Here is a 19316-nt window from a genome sequence, read left to right on the forward strand (position 1 = left end):
GGCGTGACCTCGGGGGCGGGGATCGGCGCGGCCGGAGTCACCTCGGGGGCCGGCACCACTGGGGCCTCGATCGTCGGCGGTGCGAGGTTCTCGAATGCGCCGGCGATTACCGACGTGTCCGGGGGAGTCACCTCGGGAGCCGGGATGACACCTGGTGCGATGTTCTCGAACGCGCCGGCGATTACCGACGTGTCCGGGGGAGTCATCTCGGGAGCCGGCAGGACAGCCGGCGGCAGGTTCGCGAACGGGTCGTTGATGGCCGACGTGTCCGGCGGGGTCACCTCGGGGGCGGGGATGACGGGGGCGTCCCCAGGGGGGAACAGTGTGTCGAACAGTCCACTGGTGCTGAAACTTCCGAGGCTGTCGAGCAGTGAGCTACGCAGCCCGTCTGCGATCTTTGCGCCCCATTCAATGGGGCCACCGCCGGCATCCTCGTTGGACTGTCGGAACGCTTCGTCCATGCGCTGATACTCGGAGACAACCTTGTCAGCAGCAGATGTCAGATCGGCTGTGAACTGCGTCAAACCCTCGATGTTCGTGGCGAGATTCTGGGTGTCGATGTTCGCCATGAAGTCACCGAATGCGTTGCCCGCTTCGGCCAATCCTGCTGTGACACCGGACCAATCGGTGTTCCCCAGGTTCTCAAACAGCTTGCCGATGCCGTCAGTGAACCCGGAGAGGTTGCCTTCATCGAGCCAACCCATGAGGCCGTTGAAGGCTTCGCCGGCACCGACCAGCGCGTCTCCCGCGCCGTCGATGATGCCGGGGATAGCACCGAAGACTCGCTGCGCGCCCTCGACTATGGCGGGATCTCCGAGCTTGCCGGCGAAGTCACCGAACGCTCGCACGTACTCGGGGATGTTGCCGATCAGATTCTTGATGTGCGGCTCTGCGCCGGCGAACATCTTTTCCAGGGCGGGGCCGACCTCGTTGGCGATGGCCGGCATCTTGCCGGACAGCTCGGTCACGAGTCGGGCTGCGCCGGCGGTCACCACATCGAGGCTCGGGCGGATCGAGTGGAACGCGGCACCGACCGATGTCGCGAGGTCGATCAGTGGCTGCTCGACCGGTTGTGCGATCTCCTTCATCGTGGAGACCACGTCGTCCTTCATGAAGGAGAAGGAGTCCTTGACCTCCTGAGAGGCGGCGGCTGCGGCGATGGGCAGCGCGGCCACGCCGAGACCGAACGCGACGGACATACCACCGGCGGCAGCGGTCACCGCGCCGAGAGCGGCAGCGGTGCCGAGGATGCCGACCCCGACAGCACCGGAGGCGATCGGCGCGACGGCGAGTGCGAGGGCACCGATCAGGGGCAGCGACGACCCTGCCGACGCACCCATACGTGCGATGCCGGCCGCTGCGTTGCCGCCGGTGCTGGCACCGAGACGGATCGAGTCATTGTTCAGTGCCAGCATCGCGACACGGAACGCTGCGAGTTCCGCTGCGGCACCGGCAGTATCGACGTCGAGGTTGATGGTCACCGATCGGGGCACGGCGGCGAGGAATGCTGTGAGTTCGGCTGCGGCGGTGCCGGTGTCTAGATCGAGGTTGATACGCGCGTTGGCGTTGCCGAGGGTGGACGCGGCGAGGGCGGCGCGGAACCCTGCGAGGTCGGAGTCGATGTCGACGTTGATGGAACGGTCACGGAGGCCGGCGAGTTCGGCGCGGAGGATGTTCAGCTCGGTACGGTCGACGTCGACCGTGACCTTGACGCGGGTGTTTCGGAGCGCATCCATTTTCGCTCGGAGCGCTGCGAGCTTCGCGTCGTTGACGTTCACGTCTACGGTCACGTCACCGTCGCGCAGGGCGGCGAGTTTCGCCTTGAGTACGTTCAGTGCGGCGTCGTCCACGTCGACGGTGACGGTGGCTTTCGAGTCACGGAGCGATGCTATTGCGGCCTTGGTGCGCTCGATCGCCTGGAGCAGATCACGCTCGTGACCGTTGATGTAGATATCGACGGAATTACTCACCGCTCAAGTCCTCCCGTAGTTCGGCGGGAAGGGGCAATGCCTCGATCCCATTGTCTGCCAGTTGCCCTCGCAGTCGTGCGATGTAGTACCGGCCGGCGATCTTCCACTCGTCCAGTCGAGCAACTTGACTGTTGAGACTTTTGTTCGACTTCACAAGTGCGACAACGTTTTCGGTCTGAATCCGTCCCTTGACGGATACGACCGTCGCGACTGCGGTGGCGAGTGCGCCGATTGCGGCTACGACGATCGAGACGACATCCATTACTTCACTCCGAGTGCCGCCCAGAGGCGCATAGTGCCGATGTTGGCCGCGACGCAGCACGCGAAGGCGATGACGCCGACGATGATCGGTGTGGGTGGGACACTGCGCAGCGGCGCGATGATCAGACAGAATCCCCAGAACGACCATGCGAAGACCACCAGTCCGTGGGCGTAGAGGATGTGGCGTTGGAGGTAGGCGCACAGAATGAGCACGGTCCCGCTGATGCCGAACAGGAACGGCCACACAGGGAATGCAGATTCGATCAGCACCACGAGTGTTTCCTGTCCGGCGGGCAGTGGCCGGCGAACCAGTGACTCGGGGCCGGCGTAGAGGTAGCCGACTGCGATCGCACCGAGTCCGAGCAACATCGACAGCAGTCTGGTTGCTGCGAGGACGGCGCGTTCGTTCATCAGCGGCCGATCTTGCGTGCGCCGAAGGCGAGGACGGCCATGATGCCGGCCACCACTGCGCCGCTGCCGAGCCCTTTCCAGTCGGTGAGGTCGAACAGCTCGAAGTCGTCGCCTCCGATGGTCTCGGCCGCGTACGCCAGCACTGCCGACAGTGGCAGTGCGATGCCTGCCTGTATGGCTGTGCGGGCCGCTGCGGTCTTTGCGGGCACGACGGGGTCCTCGGGTACCGAGGACAGCGGCAGGTCGTCGTTGACGGCCTTGAGCAGCTTCGGCGTCAGCTCCTCGAACTTGGCATCGATCATCGGTCCGAGCCGGCGCATGATCTCGTTCCGCACGAGATCGAGGGGGCCTTGCGGTGCGGTCATGACTTCTCTTCCATGAGCTGTGCCTCGGTGGGCAGTTCGGTGCGGAGCAGGTAGCTCGCCACTGCGGTGGTGCCGGCGACGACGCCGATCACCACCGCAGTGGCGAGGGTATGGAGCGCCCTCACAGTCCGAGAGCCTTGAGAGTTGCCGGCCCCGCGATGCCGTCCACGAGCAGTCCGGCGCGCTGTTGGAACTCGCGCACCACTGCCTCGGTTGCAGGCCCGAAGTCGCCGTCGACTGCCAGTCGGGAGTACCGGGGGTAGTCCCGGTTCAGCCGTTCCTGGAGGGTGCGCACTGCGTTGCCTGTCGAGCCACGCATGAGCAGACCGCCGACGCCGGGGTTCGGGACCACGACCGGATCGAGGGTCGGAGCGGTTGCGCCGTAGAGGGCGAACTTGCCGGCGCGCAGCTCGTTCGCGAACTCGACGTAGGCGTCCATCGGTTTGCCCTTGGCGACCTGGTAGTGCATCTCGTCCACCGGGTTGCCGCCCCAGCAGTCACGGCCCCAGTCGATCAAGCCGCGGAATCCTGCCTGGAGTTGCTTCACGCGGCGCACTCGATCGGCAGGCATGGTGTAGCGCCGGAATGGGTAGCGGTTCCAGTTCAGGTCGATTGCTGTGCCGGACTTGTGATTCGAGGTGTACACCGAGTTGGTCTCGGTGTAGCCGCCTTCATCGGATGCGCCACCGGTCAGCGGCTCGATGTCGCGGTTGTACATTGCCGCGAAGCTGATGAGCACGAACCCGGCGTCGTGCGGGTGCAGGGGGAGCACGATGTTCGTTCCGGTGATGCCACGTCGTACGACCTTGCTCGGTGGGATCGAGGCCCATCCGTTCTCGGTGGTGACCATCATTTCCTCTTCGCTCGTTTGTTGGCGCGCTCGATGAATGCGTTTCGTTCGAGCAGGGTCAGCTCCTCGAACACTGTGGGCGACTGGCCGGTCAGCATGCAGAACTCGGCCAGTCGCTTTGCCTGCCGCTTCGCTAGTTTGCGGGCGCGTCTTTTGGGTCCGAATCCTCCTCGACCACACCGGCAGCCACGCGCGCTGCGGCATAGCTGGTGTTGTCGAGATACTCGTCCCAGCCGGCCTGCTCGGCCTTCGACCAGTTCTTGATCTGCTCGGGGTGCAGTGCTGCGACGTAGGCGACCGCGAAGATGAGCTGAATGTTGTCGCTCTCGGAGACCTCTGCACCGGTGAGGGACTGCACTCGCTTGAGTGCGCGTCCGGTGAGTCCCTGCAACTTGTCCTGGAATCCTGTGGTGCTCATAGTCCTGCGTCTCTCTTTCGTTGGATGACCTCGCGGCGTACACGTAGCACCGCGAAGGGGGTGACTCGTTCTAGGGTGATGAACATGAAGGGGTAGGGCGCTTGCGGATCCCAGCGTGTGCCGGCGTGGTTCATCGCGACGTAGATGCCGCCACCGTGCGACTTCCGGCTAGCGCCACCGGCTTTCGCGTAGGCCCGCATGTTCGAGCCTTTGGCGCGGATCGACTTCTTTGTGCGGCCGGAGTAGACCGGGGCGAGGACGTTCGCGATGGTGAACGTCCTCGCTGCGATCTGGTCGAACGCCGGCTTGAGCTGTCGAACCGTCTTGTAGAAGACCGTCAGCTTCTCGAGCAGAGGGCGTTTGCCCTCGATCGACAGCTGGATCTTCATGGTGGCCATGAGTTACGCAGCGGTCGTGATCTTCTCGGGCACGCCGGTGCACTCCCACTCGACCTCGAACTCGAACTCTTCGTCGGCGTCGCCACCGAAGCCGGGCTTCGAGGCGATCGTGGCCACGCCTTTGAAGTGCGGCTGGTCCTCGGTGGGCACCAGGTTGCCGTACGGGCGGGCGACGAACTCGACCTCTTCGCCGGCGTGGTCCCACACGAACGTCCAGAACGAGGTCGTCTGGAAGTCCTGGAATGCGGTACCGCGCAGGTACCAGGTCTTGGTGTCGCCAGTAGCCAGTCGAGCAAAGGTGACGAACGCTGCGTCGTCGCCGTCGTCGGGCTCGACGCGGAAGCCCTTGATGTCGGTGTTGTACTCGGTCTCATCGATCAGGATCGAGAGATCCTTGCCTTTGGTGCCTTTGAACGGAGCCATTGCGGTCACTCTTCCTTCATATCGATAGCGATCGACGCTGCGATTTCAGCGCCGAGGTACTTCGGGTCGCCCTGTGTGAACTTCGGGGTCTCGACCTCGATGTCGGTCATGTACGGGCGTAGGGCGAGCAGAGCACGCGCCGTCATGTCGTTCAGGGAGTCGCGCACGGTGTTCTCAGTGCCTTTGCCGGCGACGATCTGGATGAGCCAGTGCGACATAAAGGGTTTGCCGTGGGTCACACCGGGCACGTTGGTCTCGATCGACGGGACAGCAGGGCAGACCACCACAGCTGGAGGCACCACGTTCGGCTTCTCCCAGCCCTGCACATTGAGGCCCTGATCGCGCAGGGTGTCGATGATTGTGGCTTGCGTCGTGGTGATGTTCATCAGATGAAGCTCACGTATCGACGCACCTCACGGATGACCACATTCATTGGGTCCCTTGACGATCGAGCGGTGACGACGTTCTCGAACCGGTCGGTGTACTGGCTCGGTCCGTTGTTCTCGTCGAACATCTCGGCCCCCACTTTCAGATACCAGCGGCGCATGGTGGCCGGCGGGATCGGTTTGTACGGGTCCTTGCAGAAGTCGTTCAGTAGCTCGACGGCCGCTGCAAGGTCCCGTGTCAGCGCGACGGTCTTTGTGTCGTCGTTCTCCGCGCCGACGAAACTGGCGAACTCCTCCAGCGACGGCACCGCGTCCTCGGGAGGCGTTGCTGGAGCGGTCATTAGACGGTCCAGCGCAGCTTGACGATGCCCTTGGGCTCTTCGCTGTAGATCGTCTGGTAGCCGTAGACGGAGAAGTCCTTCGTCAGGTTGACGATGTTCTCGTCCTGGAGCGTGAACGGCGCACCGGGGGACTCCTGCGTGGTGATCGCGGAGCTGGAGCAGACCGCGAACGTGTTCGGTGCGATACGGGGAACGACCACGAACGGGAGGCCGGCCGAGACACCGCCAAGTTCCTGCGAGCGGATGTTGAGGGTACCGAACGTGTTCTGTCCGTCGTTGTTGATGTCGAACAGGGGCCGGCCGGTGGAGTCCACGATCGCGGCGATGACCTTGAACACGTCACGGCTGATGACGGTGAAGTCGGCCAGTGCACCGCCGGGGGTGTTGTCCTCGATCATCGCCTTGGCGTCGATCACCAGGTCGTTGATCAGCGGTGCCGAGTCGGGGATTCCGACGCCGGCGTCGAGGCCCTGGACCTGATTCTCACCGGGCACGGTCGCGCTGAGTGCGTTGAAGAATGCGCGCACCTGACGCTCGGTGTTCCGTGCGTACGAGATCGTCTGGTACTTCAGCGCCGCGCCGAGGTGGTCGACGGTGGCGCGCTCGATGACCTGACGGGAGAGCGAGGTATACGCGCCGAACGTCTTCACCGCTGCGTTGCGGGTGCCGATCTTGATCTCGGTGTACGCGAGGTCGTCGCCCTCTTCGAGCTGTTCCTCGACGTCGCCGGTCTCGCTGGTGACCACCGGGTATTCGATGGTCATACCCTTGCTCGGCAGCGGTTCCTGCGTGAACAGACCCTTGAGTGGCCGACGCTCGTCCATCAGCTTGAGGGACTTCGCCATCCATGCCGGCTGCATCGCCGTGTCAGCGAGGGTCTGCCCCTCGTAGGCGCGAGTCTCGACCGACTCGATGCCGGCGCGGAACTCCTCGAGCGCGTCGGCCTCGCCCTTGGCAAATGCCTTCAGGAACGCGCCGGCGGTCTGGTACTTGAACGAGCGGGTCTGAGAGCCGCCGCCGGTGTTGCCGTCCTCCAGCACAGCGATGCGGCGCAGCAGGGTCTCGCGCTCGGTGCGCATGGCCACCACCTCGGGCGCACCCTTAATGCCGGCGTCTACGAGTGCCTGGATCTCTTCGGGGGTCATGTCCGTTTCCTGTTCTGTTGCAGCGCTTCTCACGCTTTCGATGACCGCGCCACGGTAGGCGGGGGTTTCTACGATGGACACCTCACGCAGTGCCACTTTGGTGCGGACGACCACGCCGTCACGCGTCTCGTGGGTGCCGGGCACGAACCCAATCGAGAAGTACTTCAGGACACCGTCACGGGCGAGTTCGAGCACCTCGTCACCGCGAGCGGTATTGGCGATGCGGCACTCGACGTACAGGCCGTCGTCGCGGTTCTGCGACTTGACGACGGTGCCGACCGGGAGGTCTCCGCGTGTCTGCCAGCCGTGGTTTGCGTGGACCGATGCGGGAGCGTTGTCGTCCACTGCGCCGCGCACGAACGACTCGCGGTAGGTGCCGGCGGTGGTGCGGATCTCGGTCGGCTGGTTGAACGGAACAGCGATGCCGGAAATGATGCGGGCCTGCTCGTCCACGACGCCGATCGCCGATGTTCGGATCTCGACATCCGTACTCGCCGGAGCGGATCGAGTCTCGATCGCGTGGGCGTCGATGACGGCCTGACGCACGAAACAGTCCTTCGCCTCCAATAGCTTCCGCAGGCCGGTCGTCAGTTCCGGACCGGACCCGAGGTTGGCGGCCATTGAGTGCGCGACCGTGTTCAGTGGACGGCTCACGTCCTGCAAGTGCTCGGGTAGGTGCTTGTACTCGAACAGGTCGAGCAGGTGCGCGGTGGCGGGGTGTTGGCTCATCGGGCGATCCTCTTGTTCAGTCGGTACCAGCGTCGGATCTGGTCGGGTGTCCATTTGGGGCGCTCGTCGCTGACGGCGCGTTCGAGGCAGGCGGCAAGGCCGGGGTCGATGATGTGGAACTTCGCGCCGGCGCGGCGATAGTCCGCGAGCGCGGACGGGCGGGGATCGGTGTCGATGATCCACGCGTTGTCGACGCGGCCCATGAGGATCTGTGAGATGGCTGCGTGCCGGGCGGCAGCGACTACCCGGCGTAGGGCACCGGGTGTGTCATGGTGAGCCGGCGATCCGAATGCCTTTGCCAGACGGTCGAAGTCGACAATGGCGTCGCCTTCGGCCGCGTTCTCTGCGACGAACGTGGACTTGCCGGCGCACGGTGGCCCGGTGACGACGTGGATCATGCGCCGATCTCCTTGGGCTGGTCGACGCGCTCGGATGCGACCTTCTTCGGCGCGGCCGGCGTCTCGGCTTTCGGGAGTGGCTTGAGTCCGTCGCGGGCGCGTAGCTCGTCGGTGGTGCGGGTGCCGTTGGCGATGTTGGCGGTGTCGACCTCGGCCTTGGTTTTGCTGTCCATGCGCAGCAGCCCGGTCTCGTCCAGCTCGACGCGTAGGCCGGGCAGCAGCGCCTCGGACAGGCCACGCTCGATTGCGTTCATGTACCGGGCAAGGGTGGTGGTGAGGAACTGGAGGGTGGACTGTTCGAGGTTCTGATAGGTGCGCGACTCGGTGCCGCCGGGGACCATCAGGTCGAACGCCGGCGTGCCCATCGTGCGGACGATCTTGCGGTCGATCGCGTCCTGCACCTCGAGCATCTGCGCTTCGGCGGGCTTGAGGTGGATCGGTTCGAGCTTCACGCCGGCAGACAGGATCACGGTCTGTCCGTTGTGGGAGGACACCCATTTGTTCCACCGCTTCTGTATCTCGTCGGTCTCCGTCGCGCTGAGATGCTGGTCGGTGGAGAGCGTGGACGACGGCACACCGCCTTTGAACCAATCCCGCTGAAACTCGGCAAGGATCAGCGCGGCCCGAATGTCGTTCTGTGCGTGATGAAGTGGGCCGGTGCCGCGTGCCTCGTTGGTGACCGCGGTGTGCTTTTTATGGATGATCTGCGAACGCGGAATGTCCTTGCCCATGTGCGCGTACCGAGTTCGGCCCCACGTGCCATCGGGCTGGCGTTCACGGGTGATGGTCATCTCTTCGGGCGAGATCGGAATCAGGTTGACCACCTGCGACGTTCCGACCTTGCGCCAGATGTATTCGCCGTGGTCGATCAGGTCGCTGACCGAGACCTCCACGAACTCCTCGTAGTCCATATCGAGGTTGGGCCGCAACACGATCGACGGGAAGTTGTAACCGGCGGGATCGAGCAGCGGGCCGGTACGCCCCTCGCGAACGTTCGCGGCCATCGACGTGAGCATGGTCGTAATCTCGTCCTTCGACCGCGAGTAGGCGCTCACCTTCATCGCCTCACGCCACGATACGACGCCGAATCCCTCACGGGCAGGCGGCATTACAGCGGGTAACGGTGAGTCGCCGCCCGCTGAGTCGACCGAGCCGCCGCGTGTCTCCACGTCGCGTCCGAATCCGAAGTACCTGCCGATTGCGTTCATTGCTCGGGAACGCTAATCCCAACCGTGTCATTCTCCTGCGGAGGTTTTCAAAAGATGCTGATGGGGACACTCATCGGCTGCTGCTGCTCGGCCATGAACGCGCCCATCACCATCGCGTACACCGCGTCGATATCGCCCAGCGATTTGTTCATGTCGATCACGACGCCCTGGCCGGCCGAGACGGTGACCGTGCGAGGGATCTGCTGCTCGATCTCGGGGTCGCCGGCGTGCTTGAGTCGGCCGTCCTTGATCATCGAATGCACCGTCGCGGTGGCGTTCGCGATGTTGCCTCGGGTCATGTACTCGGCCGGCAGGTGGTGCTGCTGGCCGAGGGCGAGAACGGTCTGACGCATGGTCTCGGCATCGGTGACGAACTTCTCCACCGAGACGGCTCGGGACAGCTCGATCAGCTTCCGCTCCAGCAGCTCGGTATTGCCGAACGTGATGGTGCCGATGAGCTGCGTATACACCACGTCCTGATACTTCACCGACGCGCATATCGACACGTAGTCCCACGATCGACGGGACCGAGCGAACGAAATGATCAGCGGTTGCCGCCGAGCTGCGTCGGGAATCGGCCCGTGTTTCGTCGCGTTGAACACCGGCATCGGCATCCAAATGTTTTCGACCGACACCATCTCGTTTCGCCGGTAGCGCCGATACTCACTCTCCTGCATGCCTTTTCCGTTGCGCAGTTCCGACTCCAGGTCGATGCGACCGGACGCAATGGCGGGGTTCGCTTGGATCAGTGCCTCAGGCGAATACAGCGGCAGCTCGGGGTCGGCCACCCAGAAAAAGAACCCGAATCTCGGGTTGTGATCCTCGGCCTTCGCGACGGCAGCCTCACCCGTGGCGTAGAGCAGTTTCAGCAGCTCGGAATTGTCGTCACCGGAGGTGGTCAGGCCGAGCACGAGCGCCTTCGGCTGCGCCGATGCACCGAGCACGAGTGCGTTCCATGCGCCGGGTTTGAGGATGTGCAGCTCGTCCAGCAGCATCAGATTGCCCGAAAAGCCCTGTAGCCCTTTGCCATCCCCGGCAGCCTTGACGACGTAGTTCGCTGGTTTGCGAGGATTCTTGCTGGTGATACCGGACCGGTCGGTGGTCTTGAACCGGGATTCGAGCAGCGGGACATTGTCCACGCAGTACCGCGTCTTGCGATACAGGTTCTTCGCCTGCTCGACGGTCGACGCGAGAGAGATCACGTCGGGGGCACGCCGCACCATCAGAATCAGCCCGTACAGCGCGAACACCGCGCCGAGCACGGTCTTACCGTTCTGCCGACCCATGCTGATGACGACCTGCTGGTACACGAGCTTGCCGGCCAGCGCAGGGTTCTCGTAGTCGGCCGGGTACTTCTGCAGCACCTCGCGAATGAGCCACTTCTGCCAGGCGTCCAGGCCGAACTCGTCGGACTGCTCGAACACGAACACCGCCTCAGCGAGACGGATCAGCATGTCCCCCTCGCTGTAGTCGGGGTTCTCGATCGGCTGCGTGTACCTGGAGGGCATCCAAACCGGCGGTGCGTCGACCATCGCCGGCGCGGTCATGGCGTGTCGAACCCGAGGATCTTCGCGAGTCCGGCATCGAACGCGTCGGCTTTCTCAGCGCCGGCCGGGTCCGCTGGTTTAAGCTTGCGCAACTCCACGAACAGCATCCGGAACTCCATCGTCAGCCCGGCCGGGAGTGCCTGCCCCTTAGCAGTTTTCACGTCCAGCGACCGAGCCACATGGATCAGAGACGTGACCAGCGGCGCTTCCGAATCATCCACCCACTCGTTCGCAGACAGGAACGTTGTGACCGACTCTTCATATGTCTCGTTCAGCACGATCGCCACCGGGACCACCACCTCTCTACCATCGAACGGATCATGCATGAATATCCGGCGAACCATCCGCCGGTCGATGCATGAATATGCACTCGCCATTCATCCCACATCGCGGTACTCGACCTCCAGCAGCCTCGGGGGTGCAAATTCGGGAAGCCCCTCGGTGTCGACTGTCCCCTTGGCAAAAGCCAAGGGGCCTGCGACACCCAGCCATCCACCCGTTTCATGCATGGTAGTGGATAGTTATGCATGAATGAATATCCAGCATCATGCATGATCTGATGCATCGTTGTCATGCTTGCATCGCAAGCCCTTGATGCATAGGCATGGCTTACGTGGCGTGGGTAGCTCACCACTAGGCAGCAGCATCGAGGGCACACACACAGCTGCATGCGCCACTGCACCACGCTCATAGTCTCGGGTGCGATGAACACGATGCTTGGGCTCCATCACTTCACACACCACCACCGAATAGAACTGATGGCACTCGTAGCACCACACCGACACGGTGTTCGTACGTACACACTCAGTCACGAGACTGCACCGAAGAACTCTGGGTGGAACCACGTCTTGCGGCCGGCCTCCACCTTGTCGCCCTTGCGCCTGTTGCAGCCGAAGCACAGCAGCATCAGGTTGTCCTCCTCGTGGCAGCGGACTATCACCCACGGAACGATATGGTCGATCTCGCATCGGTCGTCACTGCCACACTTCTGGCACACGTAGCCGGCCCTCGATCGGACACGAGCGGCCATGTCCTTCGGTATATCCGGCCTACGTTCGTCAGCCATGATGCAGCGCCCTCTCGATCAGTTCCATCCGTGCCTTCACTACGTGCGGAGAGTCATGCTCGGGCGGTATCGGCACGCCGGCCCACACCATGCCGAGAGCGTGATGCTTGAGCGCGATATGCGCGCACTGAGCCATGACAGGGCAACCCGCACACAGCTGCTCAGCAGCCTCACGCTTCGTACGCCACTGCCCGCCAGGCACATTCGCATACTCGTACTCAGCAGCACGCCCTCGACAACGACTCATCGCCGGTCGCCACACTCGCACTCGTGCGGGCCGTCGTGGTCGCCAGCAAGCAGGCAGCGGTGGGTCGCGTAGTCGAACAACCCAGCCGTGGGGTCTACGTCGTGAACCCAATACGTGAAGCACTGCGCGGTCATGGCTCGGTCACCGGCTCTTCGATGATCTCCGGCTCGGTGTAGCCCCACGACATCGAACCCATCACGTTGCCGGCCGCGTCATCGACCTGGACCACGATCATCTTCCGCTCAGCGTCATACGACACCGACGCGAACCGACCCGGCAGGCCATCGAGCGGCACCAACTGGCCCGCCATCAGACCAGGTCCTTCGGATTGACCGCACGGAGCGAGGTCCACAAGTACTCGTGGTCGTCGTGCATGCCCCAGTGGCCGGCATCGCGCCGGCACCGAGTGGGCTGATCCATCTCCGTATCGCCTGGGACGGCATACCGCGACGGGCACTGCTCCTTCTCTACGATCTCGCCGCTGTTGACCTCGACTGCGAGCATGTCGGCACCGTCCTGGGCGACTATGTGCAGCAACGATTCAGCGGCCGACTCCAACGACTTGCGCGCCGCCACGATCGAGCCGAGCGCCTGCGTCACATTCCACCGGTTATCGTCCGTCTCCGGTAGCCGCGAGAGCAGATGATTCGCCGCTCCCTCGATCACGATGGCCGGCCCCACCAGATCCGCTACTTGGAACGAGGTCGCATCGAGCAACGTCGCCAACTCCTTGTCCATCATCAGAACAACATCCCTTCAGGTACGGGCACTGGGCCTCGAATGTGATCGGACCCAACGAGAGTCAGGCCGCGTGAATACCGAGCCGCCGCTGCCATATACAGGCCGGCCTCGGGCAGAGTGATCGGTTCGCACCGACGAATCGGTGACGTGTAGTTGTTGGCGAGGATCACCACGTCTCGGTTGTGAGCAGCGGTCGATACAACGAACGATGCCGTCTCAGGGCGAGGGCCGGTGCTGTGCTCGAACTCGAAGTCATGTTCCGCACATACGGATTCGACTGCCTTCACTATCGACGGCGACGAACTGTAGAGACGTACAACGATGTTGCTCACCTATAACTCCTCCCTATCGATAGCGGTGGGTCACCCAACCGAAGACGGAATTGGGGCCTTGCTTGGGGACCTCCCAAGCCACCTCCCAAATTTCCGAACCCCGTTTGTCCGCGCCAACGCCTCTAGCCTCACGTCCACTGGGACGCAAGGCCTTTCAGGTATTACCCACGTCGCACTGATCAGGTACGGGCAGGTCCCAGCAGCTAGTTCTGCCGAGCTTCGTAAGGGTCCACATGACTAGAGCGGTCGGTTAACGTCGGACTCACCAGATAGCGACGTACAGCCGTTTATGGGGATTTATGGCGCAGCGGCATCACCGTCCAACTGAGGGGGATACGCAAGCCTGTTCATCGCATCGCGGCAGTCACGGCACACGTGCGGTACGGGAATGATTCGCTTCGGGTTGAATGGGCGCTCGCACACGTCGCACACGACGCGGTGCAGCCGGTCTCCGTGGTCGATCATCGAGCCACCGCCCATCGAGCGGTGTTGTGGCCGGCCTTGCATGCATCGCACCGGCAGCCGTACGCGTTGTACGCCGTGGTGGTGCCATGACGGGCGGTGGGGTGAACGAGCACACCATCCACGTCGATGCGCTCCGCACGCCGAGCAGAGCGGAATGCAGCCTGGACAGCAGCGTTCGCCGCCCTGCACTCGACACAGCGGCACGAACGGTTGGTGTACATCGAGACCGTGCCGTGCTCGGTCATGGCTTGTCTCCAGCCGCGATCTGCCAGTAGTGCGCTCGATCGAGTTCGTGGGCCTGAGTGATCGTGTCGGACTCCACGTACGCCAGCTCGGCGCGCCGGTAGGCAGCAGCAGCGAGCACCTGGCATTCGTGGGCCGTCAACGCAAGCGTGCGCAACGCGGCCCGGTCGTCGGGATCGGCAGGGTGGCTTCTCACAGTTCGCCGGCCATCGTCGTCCAGAACGCCCAAACGGCGCGTCGCCCTGAGCTTCTGCTCGGGCGACGCGCCATCGGTGTCACCAACTGACAGAGCCAGCTTCGCCAGCCCCTCAGCTTCGGCTCGCGTCAACCCCAGGCCGCGAGCCGCGTCTAGCGCCGCCGCCGAGGCGACAAGCCACCTGTTCGCCATCAGCCCTGACCGCCGGCGAGGACATAGCCGGCCAGCAGCGCCAGCAGGACGCAGGCGAACCCACACGACGGCAGCAGCCACCAGAAGAACAGCTTGCGGCCTAACGCACGCAGCTGCTCGCTGGGCCACTGCGGGCGCTCGGTGGGGGTCACGTATCGGCCGCTCATGCGCTCACCGCGCGCTTGCGCAGTGCGGCCTTGGCCACGATGTCGGATCGGTGGAACAACGCTGCGCCGGTGAGACCGGGGAGCTTGGTTGCCGGCTCTAGTTCGCCGGCCTGCACCCAACGGGTCATGGTGGCGCGAGATACGCCAAGGATCGACGCGGCCTCGGGGGTGCCGATTAGATCGTCTGCGGAGTCCATGCACGAACAATTACACATGTGGCATTCAATTGTCCATTGGACAATCAAGAACCAACCGACGGAATGTTTCCGTATTGCGGTTGTCGGACCTTAATGCAATAGTTAGTGCATGAGTAACGGAGCGGAAGTGGACAACGCGATCGTGGGGAAGCTGGCCTTCGATAAGGCCGATCGCTTCCGTAAGTCGCTGCGCGTGACAGATATCACCGTGCAGGAGATGGCCGACTATCTCGGCGTGACCCGAGGGACCGTGGGGAATTGGATCAACGGCCGTGTAGCTCCGTCGATTCAGACGACGCGGCTGTGGGCTCTGCGGACAGGTGTGCCGTATGCGTGGCTGGAGGACGGCGAAACGCCGACTCCAGCACCTCCGGTGCCCCCAGTAGGACTCGAACCTACGACCTGCGGATTAAAAGTCCGTAGCTCTACCAACTGAGCTATAGGGGCGCGGCTCGAAAGTGTAATGGGCCGCGCGGTGCCGACGGGCAGTACCCCCGGCAGTGGTGTCGACCGGGGTCAGCGTCCGAAGCTGCTGCATCCGCTCGGTACCGGAATGCCGGCCAGTCGGTCGTCGATCCAGGCGTACGCGCCCGGGATGCCGCTGAACGCGACGATCAGGTGCTCGCCGAGATACTCCTCGAGTCGGACGTTCGCACCCTGCGCGCACCACTCGTCGTAGAGGGTCTCGGCTCCCTGTCGTGGAATCCAGAACTCCTGTTGTCCCTGGTAGATCATCGTGGGGATGGTGGGGGCGAGGTCGCCGCCGAGGCGGGTCGCGGCGATGACGCTCTCGGCGATCTCGGTGCGGTCGACGTCGGGGATGTCCGAGAGCGCCTGCGCGGGGATCGGGGCCACCAGTCCACCGGGGGCGAGCAGGCTGACGCACATGTCCTTGGCGACGGTGGCCAGGCGCAGTCCGTTGGCGTTCATCAGCGAGAACAGTTCGGGGTACTCGCGGGCCACTCCGAGCGCTGCGGACAGGAAAAGCGTCGATGCCGCAGTTCCGTTCATCGACGTCAGCAGAATCCGGTAATCGGTCGGCGGACCACCGAACGCCGCGCCGACCAGGTTGACGTCGGGCGCGTACGAGGGGGCCACTTGCGCGGCCCATCCTGTGGCGATCGCCCCACCCGAATATCCCGTGACAGCGATGGGAGACGACGCGGGCAAACCGAGCTCGGGTAGCCGGACCATCGCTCGGAGGGCATCGAGTACCGCGTGCGCGGCCATGCGCCCGGCGGCGTATGCCTGCCGTGGCCCCTCGTGATCGGTGACGACGACGGCGTAGTTCTTGGCCAGGAAGGCCTGCACTGCCGGAATCTCCCGGGCCAACCCGCGCGGGAGCAGCCAGGACGGTGCGCACGTGTTGCCGAGTGAGTTGATGGCCATGTTGTACGCAACGACGGGCCGGCTTCCGGGCCCGGTCCACGGTGCGATCGGCACGATCACGGTGGTGGCCGCAGCAACGGGCCGGTCCTTGGAGTCGTTGGTACGAAACAGGATCTGCGTCGACGTGACCGGCGTGAACAGCGGCCCGACGGTCACCTGTCGGGTTGCCAGCACCGACCCGAGAGGTCGTTGTTCGTAGCCTGCGGGCGGATCGAACCAGGGCTCGCCCAGTGGGGTGGGTAGGTAGAGCGCTGGATCGGCGACGGGTGCCACGAAGTTGGCCAGAGGGTCTGCGGTCGCCGTTCCGGTCGTCGAGAGCGTGAGCACGGCCACCGCGATCACTGTCGTGATGGAACGAAATGCGCAGATCGATACCTTCATGGCATTCACTCGTCTCGGATCGGCCGATCTCCCCCTGTGGTGTATTTCACAGTAAGTCAGCGCGGGCGCGAGCTCGGTCGAAGACCGTGAACGTGTCGAAAACGTTACCGAGCGGTCTTTCTCATATCGACTATCGTGCAATCGATTTGACCGAACGCGCTCGGTACCGACGACGTATTCGTTTGGTGGGCAATAGATTTGAAATGCTAACGAGCAAGGCGAAGCAGTTGGCGCTCGAGATCCGTTCCCGTGAAATGTAATTCGGATTTCAACCGAAAGTTGTCCCGTGCTCCTGGAGCGGCGTGGGCGACGCGTCGACCGTTCGGTTCGCGGGGAACGGACGGTGTCTCGAGCACCGCCGAAAGCGACTGGTTCGGCGCGGGGTTCGGCGCTTGATTCGGCGCGGGGAAGGGCGCAGAAGTGCGGCTCGAGTGCGCACCCCCTGCAGCGCACTCGAGCCGCGCAGATCATACCATTCGGCTTGTTTCGGTTGCCTAACCGATTTTTCTGTCGGGTGTATGTGTCGAAGCGAACCGTAGGTGAGTCGACTCGCATGTCGTTCGGGTGAAGTACTCTCTATCTGTACTACCTGCGGATACGCAGGGCGCTTGGGGCTCGGAGGCACGGAATACATGGCACAACAAGAGCGCGCACGGCGGACCCGGGCGGCCATTGTGGAGGCGGCGGCGGCGGAATTCGCCAAACGCGGATACGCAGCTGCATCCGTCAACACCATCTTGGAGGGCTCCAATGCCACCAAGGGCGCGATGTATTTCCATTTCCAGTCCAAGGAAGATCTGGCCCGAGCTGTGCTCGCTGCCGGACTGGATCGGTACGTCGCCATCACGGAGAAGTGGGCCGACACCACTGCGCATCCGTTCTACGTCATCCGCGGGATCGTGGACGACATCGCGCAGAACTTCCAGAACGATGTGATCGTGCGCGCGGAGTTCCGACTGATAGTCGAGCCGGAGTTCTACGCGGAGGTTCATTCGGGCGGCGGTCGAGTCTGGGGCGCTCAGGGGCTCGCGCAGGCCGAGCGTGCGCTGGCGATGGGTGACCTGAAGCCGGAGTTCGACGCGACCAAGTTCGTGCGAGTGCTCGCCGCGTCGATGGCGGGTCAGCGCTACATGTCGGATCTGGTGGCCGACAACGCTGATCTGCGCGAGCGGTTCGAAGAATCCGTCGAGGTCGTGCTGCTTGCGATGGCGTCGGAGCGTTGGCTCGCCGAGTTCAAACTGCACGGGTGGGATCACTACAGTGAAAACTGCGCAAAAACCGCCTCTGACCTGCCGGTTTGAGATTTACAGCGAAAGTGTCCTAAGCTATCCCAGCTCCCAACGGAACGCCGTTGAGGGTAACGTCGAAGCAGTTCGGCGGGCCCCCTTCGTCTAGCGGCCTAGGACGCCGCCCTTTCAAGGCGGTAGCGCGGGTTCGAATCCCGTAGGGGGTACGTAGGAAGAGATCGGTTTGACAACCCGGTCGGCAGTACAGCATTCTTCGTCTCGCTCTCCGCGAGATGCGGATTTGCAGTTCGGAGAGTTTCTACGCTAGAAATAGCGCGGCAACAACAGCAAGGCCCTGTGGCGCAGTTGGTTAGCGCGCCGCCCTGTCACGGCGGAGGTCGCGGGTTCGAGTCCCGTCAGGGTCGCAACATCGATACGAGAGTATCGGCATTGCGATGGCATTGTAGTACCGGTGCCGCCCGGCCAGGTAGCTCAGTTGGTACGAGCGTCCGCCTGAAAAGCGGAAGGTCGCCGGTTCGATCCCGGCCCTGGCCACCACGATGTGGATCGACGAGCTCATGTATCGACGAACACGATGAAAGCCCCTTCCGGTACTCCGGCAGGGGCTTTTTCGCGTCCACGAGTTATTGTCGACGCGTGGACGTGATCGATCGAGCGCAGGAGGATCTGGCGCGCGGAGACAGCATCGCTGCCAGGGATCGACTGGTCGGCGCATTGGTCCGAAACCCGACGTCGCCCGGCATTCTCGAATTGCTCGCGTACACGTATCTGGTACTCGGCGATCGTGCGGCGGCCGGAGCGGCATGGTTTCTCACCGACAAGTCCGACGACGATCCGACGGCGTCCGCTGCGTTCGCCGCGCTGGAGAAGCAGTACAGATCGCCCCTGATGATGGCGCGGGCCCTACCGATCCATGCGCCCTCCGATTGGTACCCCACCCGTGCGCGGATTCGGCTCGAACGGCTCGGGGCCGCGATCGAAGCCAACGGGCAACAGTGGGTGCCGCCGCGAGACGTCGTCTATTTCGACGAGGACGGGCTGAACTCGGACGACTTCTACGACTCCGATCTCGGTGCCGGCGATGACGACTTCGCCGGTGTTCGTGCGGGGGCGAGCTACCGCACGGTGCGACAGCGAGCCATAGCGGCGACCATCGTGATCGCTATCGCCGCCACCTCGGCGTCCGTGGTCCTGGCGCTCGTCTTCGGGTGACCCGGTTCACGAACGAAGCATTCGACGCCGAGCGTAGAGTCGCGAAAGAATTTCCGGCCGACGATCGAGGGTGACGAGTTCCATGGGCACAGCGAACGGCGCGGCGTCACCGGCTCCGCGAGACGACAACTATGCCGTCAACCTCGAGCAGGCAAAGGTGTTCGCGAGAGGACTGGCCGAACACATCGAGACGTGTTCGGCCTCCATCGAACTGGCGCAGTCCAGGGCATTTCGAGCTCGCGCGGATCGCGCCGAATCCAAGGCTCGAGCATTCGAGTCCGAGGCGTCGGCACTCAGGACCGAGCTGTACGAGATGTACCGACACATCGATGCGATGACGGCGCGCTTTCCCGAGCTGCGCAGCGATCCATCCGTTCGCGGCTGACTCCCG

General features: G+C 63.6%; 27 protein-coding genes, 4 tRNA genes and 2 pseudogenes. 7 read left to right on the forward strand and 26 right to left on the reverse strand.

Annotated elements, in window-relative coordinates; translation table 11 throughout:
* The 24 genes and pseudogenes from CH283_RS22660 to CH283_RS22770 all read right to left on the reverse strand — a co-directional run.
* Positions 1 to 1970 (reverse strand): annotated as a pseudogene (locus CH283_RS22660) (hypothetical protein); the annotation flags it as partial.
* Positions 1963 to 2232: a hypothetical protein gene (locus CH283_RS22665; RefSeq protein WP_094639342.1), complete on the reverse strand. Its 270-nt coding sequence runs from the start codon at positions 2230 to 2232 to the stop codon at positions 1963 to 1965. The pseudogene CH283_RS22660 and the gene CH283_RS22665, both read right to left, overlap by 8 nt.
* Positions 2232 to 2642: a hypothetical protein gene (locus CH283_RS22670; protein WP_094639343.1), complete on the reverse strand. Its 411-nt coding sequence runs from the start codon at positions 2640 to 2642 to the stop codon at positions 2232 to 2234. Before CH283_RS22670 ends, CH283_RS22665 begins: the two co-directional genes overlap by 1 nt.
* Positions 2642 to 3007: a hypothetical protein gene (locus tag CH283_RS22675; protein WP_094639344.1), complete on the reverse strand. Its 366-nt coding sequence runs from the start codon at positions 3005 to 3007 to the stop codon at positions 2642 to 2644. Before CH283_RS22675 ends, CH283_RS22670 begins: the two co-directional genes overlap by 1 nt.
* Positions 3004 to 3132 (reverse strand): hypothetical protein, encoded by a 129-nt coding sequence (locus CH283_RS28860; RefSeq protein ID WP_255183309.1) that lies wholly within the window; start codon positions 3130 to 3132, stop codon positions 3004 to 3006. The genes CH283_RS22675 and CH283_RS28860 overlap by 4 nt, the downstream gene beginning before the upstream one ends.
* Entirely contained in the window at positions 3129 to 3860 is a 732-nt protein-coding gene (locus CH283_RS29150; protein ID WP_094639345.1) for a peptidoglycan-binding protein, read from the reverse strand. The genes CH283_RS28860 and CH283_RS29150 overlap by 4 nt, the downstream gene beginning before the upstream one ends.
* A gap of 130 nt (positions 3861 to 3990) precedes the next feature.
* Entirely contained in the window at positions 3991 to 4275 is a 285-nt protein-coding gene (locus tag CH283_RS22685; protein WP_094639346.1) for a hypothetical protein, read from the reverse strand.
* Positions 4272 to 4673 carry a hypothetical protein gene (locus CH283_RS22690; RefSeq protein WP_094639347.1) on the reverse strand — a complete coding sequence of 134 codons (402 nt, stop codon included), beginning with the start codon at positions 4671 to 4673 and terminating at the stop codon, positions 4272 to 4274. Before CH283_RS22690 ends, CH283_RS22685 begins: the two co-directional genes overlap by 4 nt.
* 3 nt (positions 4674 to 4676) lie before the next feature.
* Positions 4677 to 5096: a hypothetical protein gene (locus CH283_RS22695; protein WP_094653735.1), complete on the reverse strand. Its 420-nt coding sequence runs from the start codon at positions 5094 to 5096 to the stop codon at positions 4677 to 4679.
* 5 nt (positions 5097 to 5101) lie between these two features.
* Positions 5102 to 5482 (reverse strand): hypothetical protein, encoded by a 381-nt coding sequence (locus CH283_RS22700; protein ID WP_094639349.1) that lies wholly within the window; start codon positions 5480 to 5482, stop codon positions 5102 to 5104.
* Complete coding sequence (locus CH283_RS22705) at positions 5482 to 5823, reverse strand: hypothetical protein (RefSeq protein ID WP_094639350.1); 342 nt, start codon at positions 5821 to 5823, stop codon at positions 5482 to 5484. Before CH283_RS22705 ends, CH283_RS22700 begins: the two co-directional genes overlap by 1 nt.
* Positions 5823 to 7697 carry an HK97 family phage prohead protease gene (locus CH283_RS22710; protein WP_094639351.1) on the reverse strand — a complete coding sequence of 625 codons (1875 nt, stop codon included), beginning with the start codon at positions 7695 to 7697 and terminating at the stop codon, positions 5823 to 5825. Before CH283_RS22710 ends, CH283_RS22705 begins: the two co-directional genes overlap by 1 nt.
* Positions 7694 to 8095 carry a hypothetical protein gene (locus tag CH283_RS22715; protein WP_094639352.1) on the reverse strand — a complete coding sequence of 134 codons (402 nt, stop codon included), beginning with the start codon at positions 8093 to 8095 and terminating at the stop codon, positions 7694 to 7696. The genes CH283_RS22710 and CH283_RS22715 overlap by 4 nt, the downstream gene beginning before the upstream one ends.
* Positions 8092 to 9303, reverse strand: a complete 1212-nt coding sequence (locus CH283_RS22720) for a phage portal protein (RefSeq protein WP_094639353.1) — start codon at positions 9301 to 9303, stop codon at positions 8092 to 8094. Before CH283_RS22720 ends, CH283_RS22715 begins: the two co-directional genes overlap by 4 nt.
* Before the next feature lie 47 nt (positions 9304 to 9350).
* Complete coding sequence (locus tag CH283_RS22725) at positions 9351 to 10850, reverse strand: terminase large subunit domain-containing protein (protein WP_094639354.1); 1500 nt, start codon at positions 10848 to 10850, stop codon at positions 9351 to 9353.
* Entirely contained in the window at positions 10847 to 11227 is a 381-nt protein-coding gene (locus tag CH283_RS22730; protein WP_141215307.1) for a hypothetical protein, read from the reverse strand. The genes CH283_RS22725 and CH283_RS22730 overlap by 4 nt, the downstream gene beginning before the upstream one ends.
* A gap of 431 nt (positions 11228 to 11658) precedes the next feature.
* Complete coding sequence (locus CH283_RS22735; RefSeq protein ID WP_094639356.1) at positions 11659 to 11916, reverse strand: HNH endonuclease; 258 nt, start codon at positions 11914 to 11916, stop codon at positions 11659 to 11661.
* Positions 11909 to 12163, reverse strand: a complete 255-nt coding sequence (locus CH283_RS29075; protein ID WP_094639357.1) for a WhiB family transcriptional regulator — start codon at positions 12161 to 12163, stop codon at positions 11909 to 11911. Before CH283_RS29075 ends, CH283_RS22735 begins: the two co-directional genes overlap by 8 nt.
* A 130-nt stretch (positions 12164 to 12293) precedes the next feature.
* On the reverse strand, positions 12294 to 12473 hold the full coding sequence (locus tag CH283_RS22745; RefSeq protein ID WP_094639358.1) for a hypothetical protein: 180 nt from the start codon (positions 12471 to 12473) through the stop codon (positions 12294 to 12296).
* Positions 12473 to 12904 (reverse strand): hypothetical protein, encoded by a 432-nt coding sequence (locus tag CH283_RS22750; protein ID WP_094639359.1) that lies wholly within the window; start codon positions 12902 to 12904, stop codon positions 12473 to 12475. Before CH283_RS22750 ends, CH283_RS22745 begins: the two co-directional genes overlap by 1 nt.
* Positions 12905 to 13697: 793 nt before the next feature.
* Positions 13698 to 13946 (reverse strand): hypothetical protein, encoded by a 249-nt coding sequence (locus CH283_RS22760; protein ID WP_094639361.1) that lies wholly within the window; start codon positions 13944 to 13946, stop codon positions 13698 to 13700.
* The gene (locus tag CH283_RS22765; RefSeq protein WP_094639362.1) at positions 13943 to 14332 is read right to left on the reverse strand and encodes a hypothetical protein; all 390 of its coding nucleotides are present in this window, start codon (positions 14330 to 14332) and stop codon (positions 13943 to 13945) included. The genes CH283_RS22760 and CH283_RS22765 overlap by 4 nt, the downstream gene beginning before the upstream one ends.
* Positions 14332 to 14499: a hypothetical protein gene (locus CH283_RS28445; protein ID WP_176460374.1), complete on the reverse strand. Its 168-nt coding sequence runs from the start codon at positions 14497 to 14499 to the stop codon at positions 14332 to 14334. Before CH283_RS28445 ends, CH283_RS22765 begins: the two co-directional genes overlap by 1 nt.
* Complete coding sequence (locus tag CH283_RS22770; protein ID WP_176460373.1) at positions 14496 to 14696, reverse strand: helix-turn-helix transcriptional regulator; 201 nt, start codon at positions 14694 to 14696, stop codon at positions 14496 to 14498. The genes CH283_RS28445 and CH283_RS22770 overlap by 4 nt, the downstream gene beginning before the upstream one ends.
* A 109-nt stretch (positions 14697 to 14805) precedes the next feature.
* Here CH283_RS22770 and CH283_RS22775 point away from each other — a divergent pair.
* Positions 14806 to 15024: pseudogene (locus CH283_RS22775) on the forward strand (helix-turn-helix domain-containing protein); the annotation flags it as partial.
* A 46-nt stretch (positions 15025 to 15070) separates the two neighbouring features.
* Here the strand turns inward: CH283_RS22775 and CH283_RS22780 are convergent.
* Both CH283_RS22780 and CH283_RS22785 read right to left on the reverse strand, forming a co-directional pair.
* Positions 15071 to 15143: transfer RNA gene (locus CH283_RS22780), tRNA-Lys, on the reverse strand.
* 69 nt (positions 15144 to 15212) lie between these two features.
* Positions 15213 to 16466 carry a lipase family protein gene (locus tag CH283_RS22785; protein ID WP_094639364.1) on the reverse strand — a complete coding sequence of 418 codons (1254 nt, stop codon included), beginning with the start codon at positions 16464 to 16466 and terminating at the stop codon, positions 15213 to 15215.
* Positions 16467 to 17098: 632 nt separating this feature from the next.
* Here CH283_RS22785 and CH283_RS22790 point away from each other — a divergent pair.
* From CH283_RS22790 to CH283_RS22815, 6 genes are all read left to right on the forward strand, one after another.
* Positions 17099 to 17767, forward strand: coding sequence for a TetR/AcrR family transcriptional regulator (locus tag CH283_RS22790; RefSeq protein ID WP_068047934.1), 669 nt, complete (start codon positions 17099 to 17101; stop codon positions 17765 to 17767).
* Positions 17768 to 17846: 79 nt separating this feature from the next.
* Positions 17847 to 17919 (forward strand) — tRNA-Glu (locus CH283_RS22795).
* Positions 17920 to 18043: 124 nt separating this feature from the next.
* A tRNA-Asp gene (locus CH283_RS22800) sits at positions 18044 to 18117 on the forward strand.
* A gap of 56 nt (positions 18118 to 18173) precedes the next feature.
* Positions 18174 to 18250, forward strand: a tRNA-Phe gene (locus CH283_RS22805).
* A 99-nt stretch (positions 18251 to 18349) separates the two neighbouring features.
* Positions 18350 to 18925 carry a DUF6584 family protein gene (locus CH283_RS22810; protein WP_094639365.1) on the forward strand — a complete coding sequence of 192 codons (576 nt, stop codon included), beginning with the start codon at positions 18350 to 18352 and terminating at the stop codon, positions 18923 to 18925.
* 82 nt (positions 18926 to 19007) lie between these two features.
* A complete protein-coding gene (locus CH283_RS22815) occupies positions 19008 to 19310 on the forward strand; it encodes a hypothetical protein (RefSeq protein WP_068047928.1) in 303 nt (100 codons plus the stop codon).
* Positions 19311 to 19316: the final 6 nt, after the last annotated feature.

Origin of the sequence: Rhodococcus sp. 05-2254-2 (assembly GCF_002259095.1) — a bacterium.
Lineage (GTDB): Bacteria > Actinomycetota > Actinomycetes > Mycobacteriales > Mycobacteriaceae > Rhodococcoides.

Bases quoted from the DNA above. Each gene is read 5' to 3' on its own strand.
- CH283_RS22735 (WP_094639356.1), bottom strand. From the start codon at position 11,916: ATGGCTGACGAACGTAGGCCGGATATACCGAAGGACATGGCCGCTCGT.
- CH283_RS22670 (WP_094639343.1), bottom strand. From the start codon at position 2,642: ATGAACGAACGCGCCGTCCTCGCAGCAACCAGACTGCTGTCGATGTTG.
- CH283_RS22815 (WP_068047928.1), top strand. From the start codon at position 19,008: ATGGGCACAGCGAACGGCGCGGCGTCACCGGCTCCGCGAGACGACAAC.
- CH283_RS22665 (WP_094639342.1), bottom strand. From the start codon at position 2,232: ATGGATGTCGTCTCGATCGTCGTAGCCGCAATCGGCGCACTCGCCACC.
- CH283_RS22760 (WP_094639361.1), bottom strand. From the start codon at position 13,946: ATGACCGAGCACGGCACGGTCTCGATGTACACCAACCGTTCGTGCCGC.
- CH283_RS22715 (WP_094639352.1), bottom strand. From the start codon at position 8,095: ATGATCCACGTCGTCACCGGGCCACCGTGCGCCGGCAAGTCCACGTTC.
- CH283_RS29150 (WP_094639345.1), bottom strand. From the start codon at position 3,860: ATGATGGTCACCACCGAGAACGGATGGGCCTCGATCCCACCGAGCAAG.
- CH283_RS28445 (WP_176460374.1), bottom strand. From the start codon at position 14,499: ATGAGCGGCCGATACGTGACCCCCACCGAGCGCCCGCAGTGGCCCAGC.
- CH283_RS22790 (WP_068047934.1), top strand. From the start codon at position 17,099: ATGGCACAACAAGAGCGCGCACGGCGGACCCGGGCGGCCATTGTGGAG.
- CH283_RS22785 (WP_094639364.1), bottom strand. From the start codon at position 16,466: ATGAAGGTATCGATCTGCGCATTTCGTTCCATCACGACAGTGATCGCG.
- CH283_RS22690 (WP_094639347.1), bottom strand. From the start codon at position 4,673: ATGGCCACCATGAAGATCCAGCTGTCGATCGAGGGCAAACGCCCTCTG.
- CH283_RS22705 (WP_094639350.1), bottom strand. From the start codon at position 5,823: ATGACCGCTCCAGCAACGCCTCCCGAGGACGCGGTGCCGTCGCTGGAG.
- CH283_RS22685 (WP_094639346.1), bottom strand. From the start codon at position 4,275: ATGAGCACCACAGGATTCCAGGACAAGTTGCAGGGACTCACCGGACGC.
- CH283_RS22695 (WP_094653735.1), bottom strand. From the start codon at position 5,096: ATGGCTCCGTTCAAAGGCACCAAAGGCAAGGATCTCTCGATCCTGATC.
- CH283_RS22750 (WP_094639359.1), bottom strand. From the start codon at position 12,904: ATGATGGACAAGGAGTTGGCGACGTTGCTCGATGCGACCTCGTTCCAA.
- CH283_RS22725 (WP_094639354.1), bottom strand. From the start codon at position 10,850: ATGACCGCGCCGGCGATGGTCGACGCACCGCCGGTTTGGATGCCCTCC.
- CH283_RS22730 (WP_141215307.1), bottom strand. From the start codon at position 11,227: ATGGCGAGTGCATATTCATGCATCGACCGGCGGATGGTTCGCCGGATA.
- CH283_RS22720 (WP_094639353.1), bottom strand. From the start codon at position 9,303: ATGAACGCAATCGGCAGGTACTTCGGATTCGGACGCGACGTGGAGACA.
- CH283_RS22675 (WP_094639344.1), bottom strand. From the start codon at position 3,007: ATGACCGCACCGCAAGGCCCCCTCGATCTCGTGCGGAACGAGATCATG.
- CH283_RS22765 (WP_094639362.1), bottom strand. From the start codon at position 14,332: ATGGCGAACAGGTGGCTTGTCGCCTCGGCGGCGGCGCTAGACGCGGCT.
- CH283_RS29075 (WP_094639357.1), bottom strand. From the start codon at position 12,163: ATGAGTCGTTGTCGAGGGCGTGCTGCTGAGTACGAGTATGCGAATGTG.
- CH283_RS22700 (WP_094639349.1), bottom strand. From the start codon at position 5,482: ATGAACATCACCACGACGCAAGCCACAATCATCGACACCCTGCGCGAT.
- CH283_RS22770 (WP_176460373.1), bottom strand. From the start codon at position 14,696: ATGGACTCCGCAGACGATCTAATCGGCACCCCCGAGGCCGCGTCGATC.
- CH283_RS22745 (WP_094639358.1), bottom strand. From the start codon at position 12,473: ATGGCGGGCCAGTTGGTGCCGCTCGATGGCCTGCCGGGTCGGTTCGCG.
- CH283_RS22710 (WP_094639351.1), bottom strand. From the start codon at position 7,697: ATGAGCCAACACCCCGCCACCGCGCACCTGCTCGACCTGTTCGAGTAC.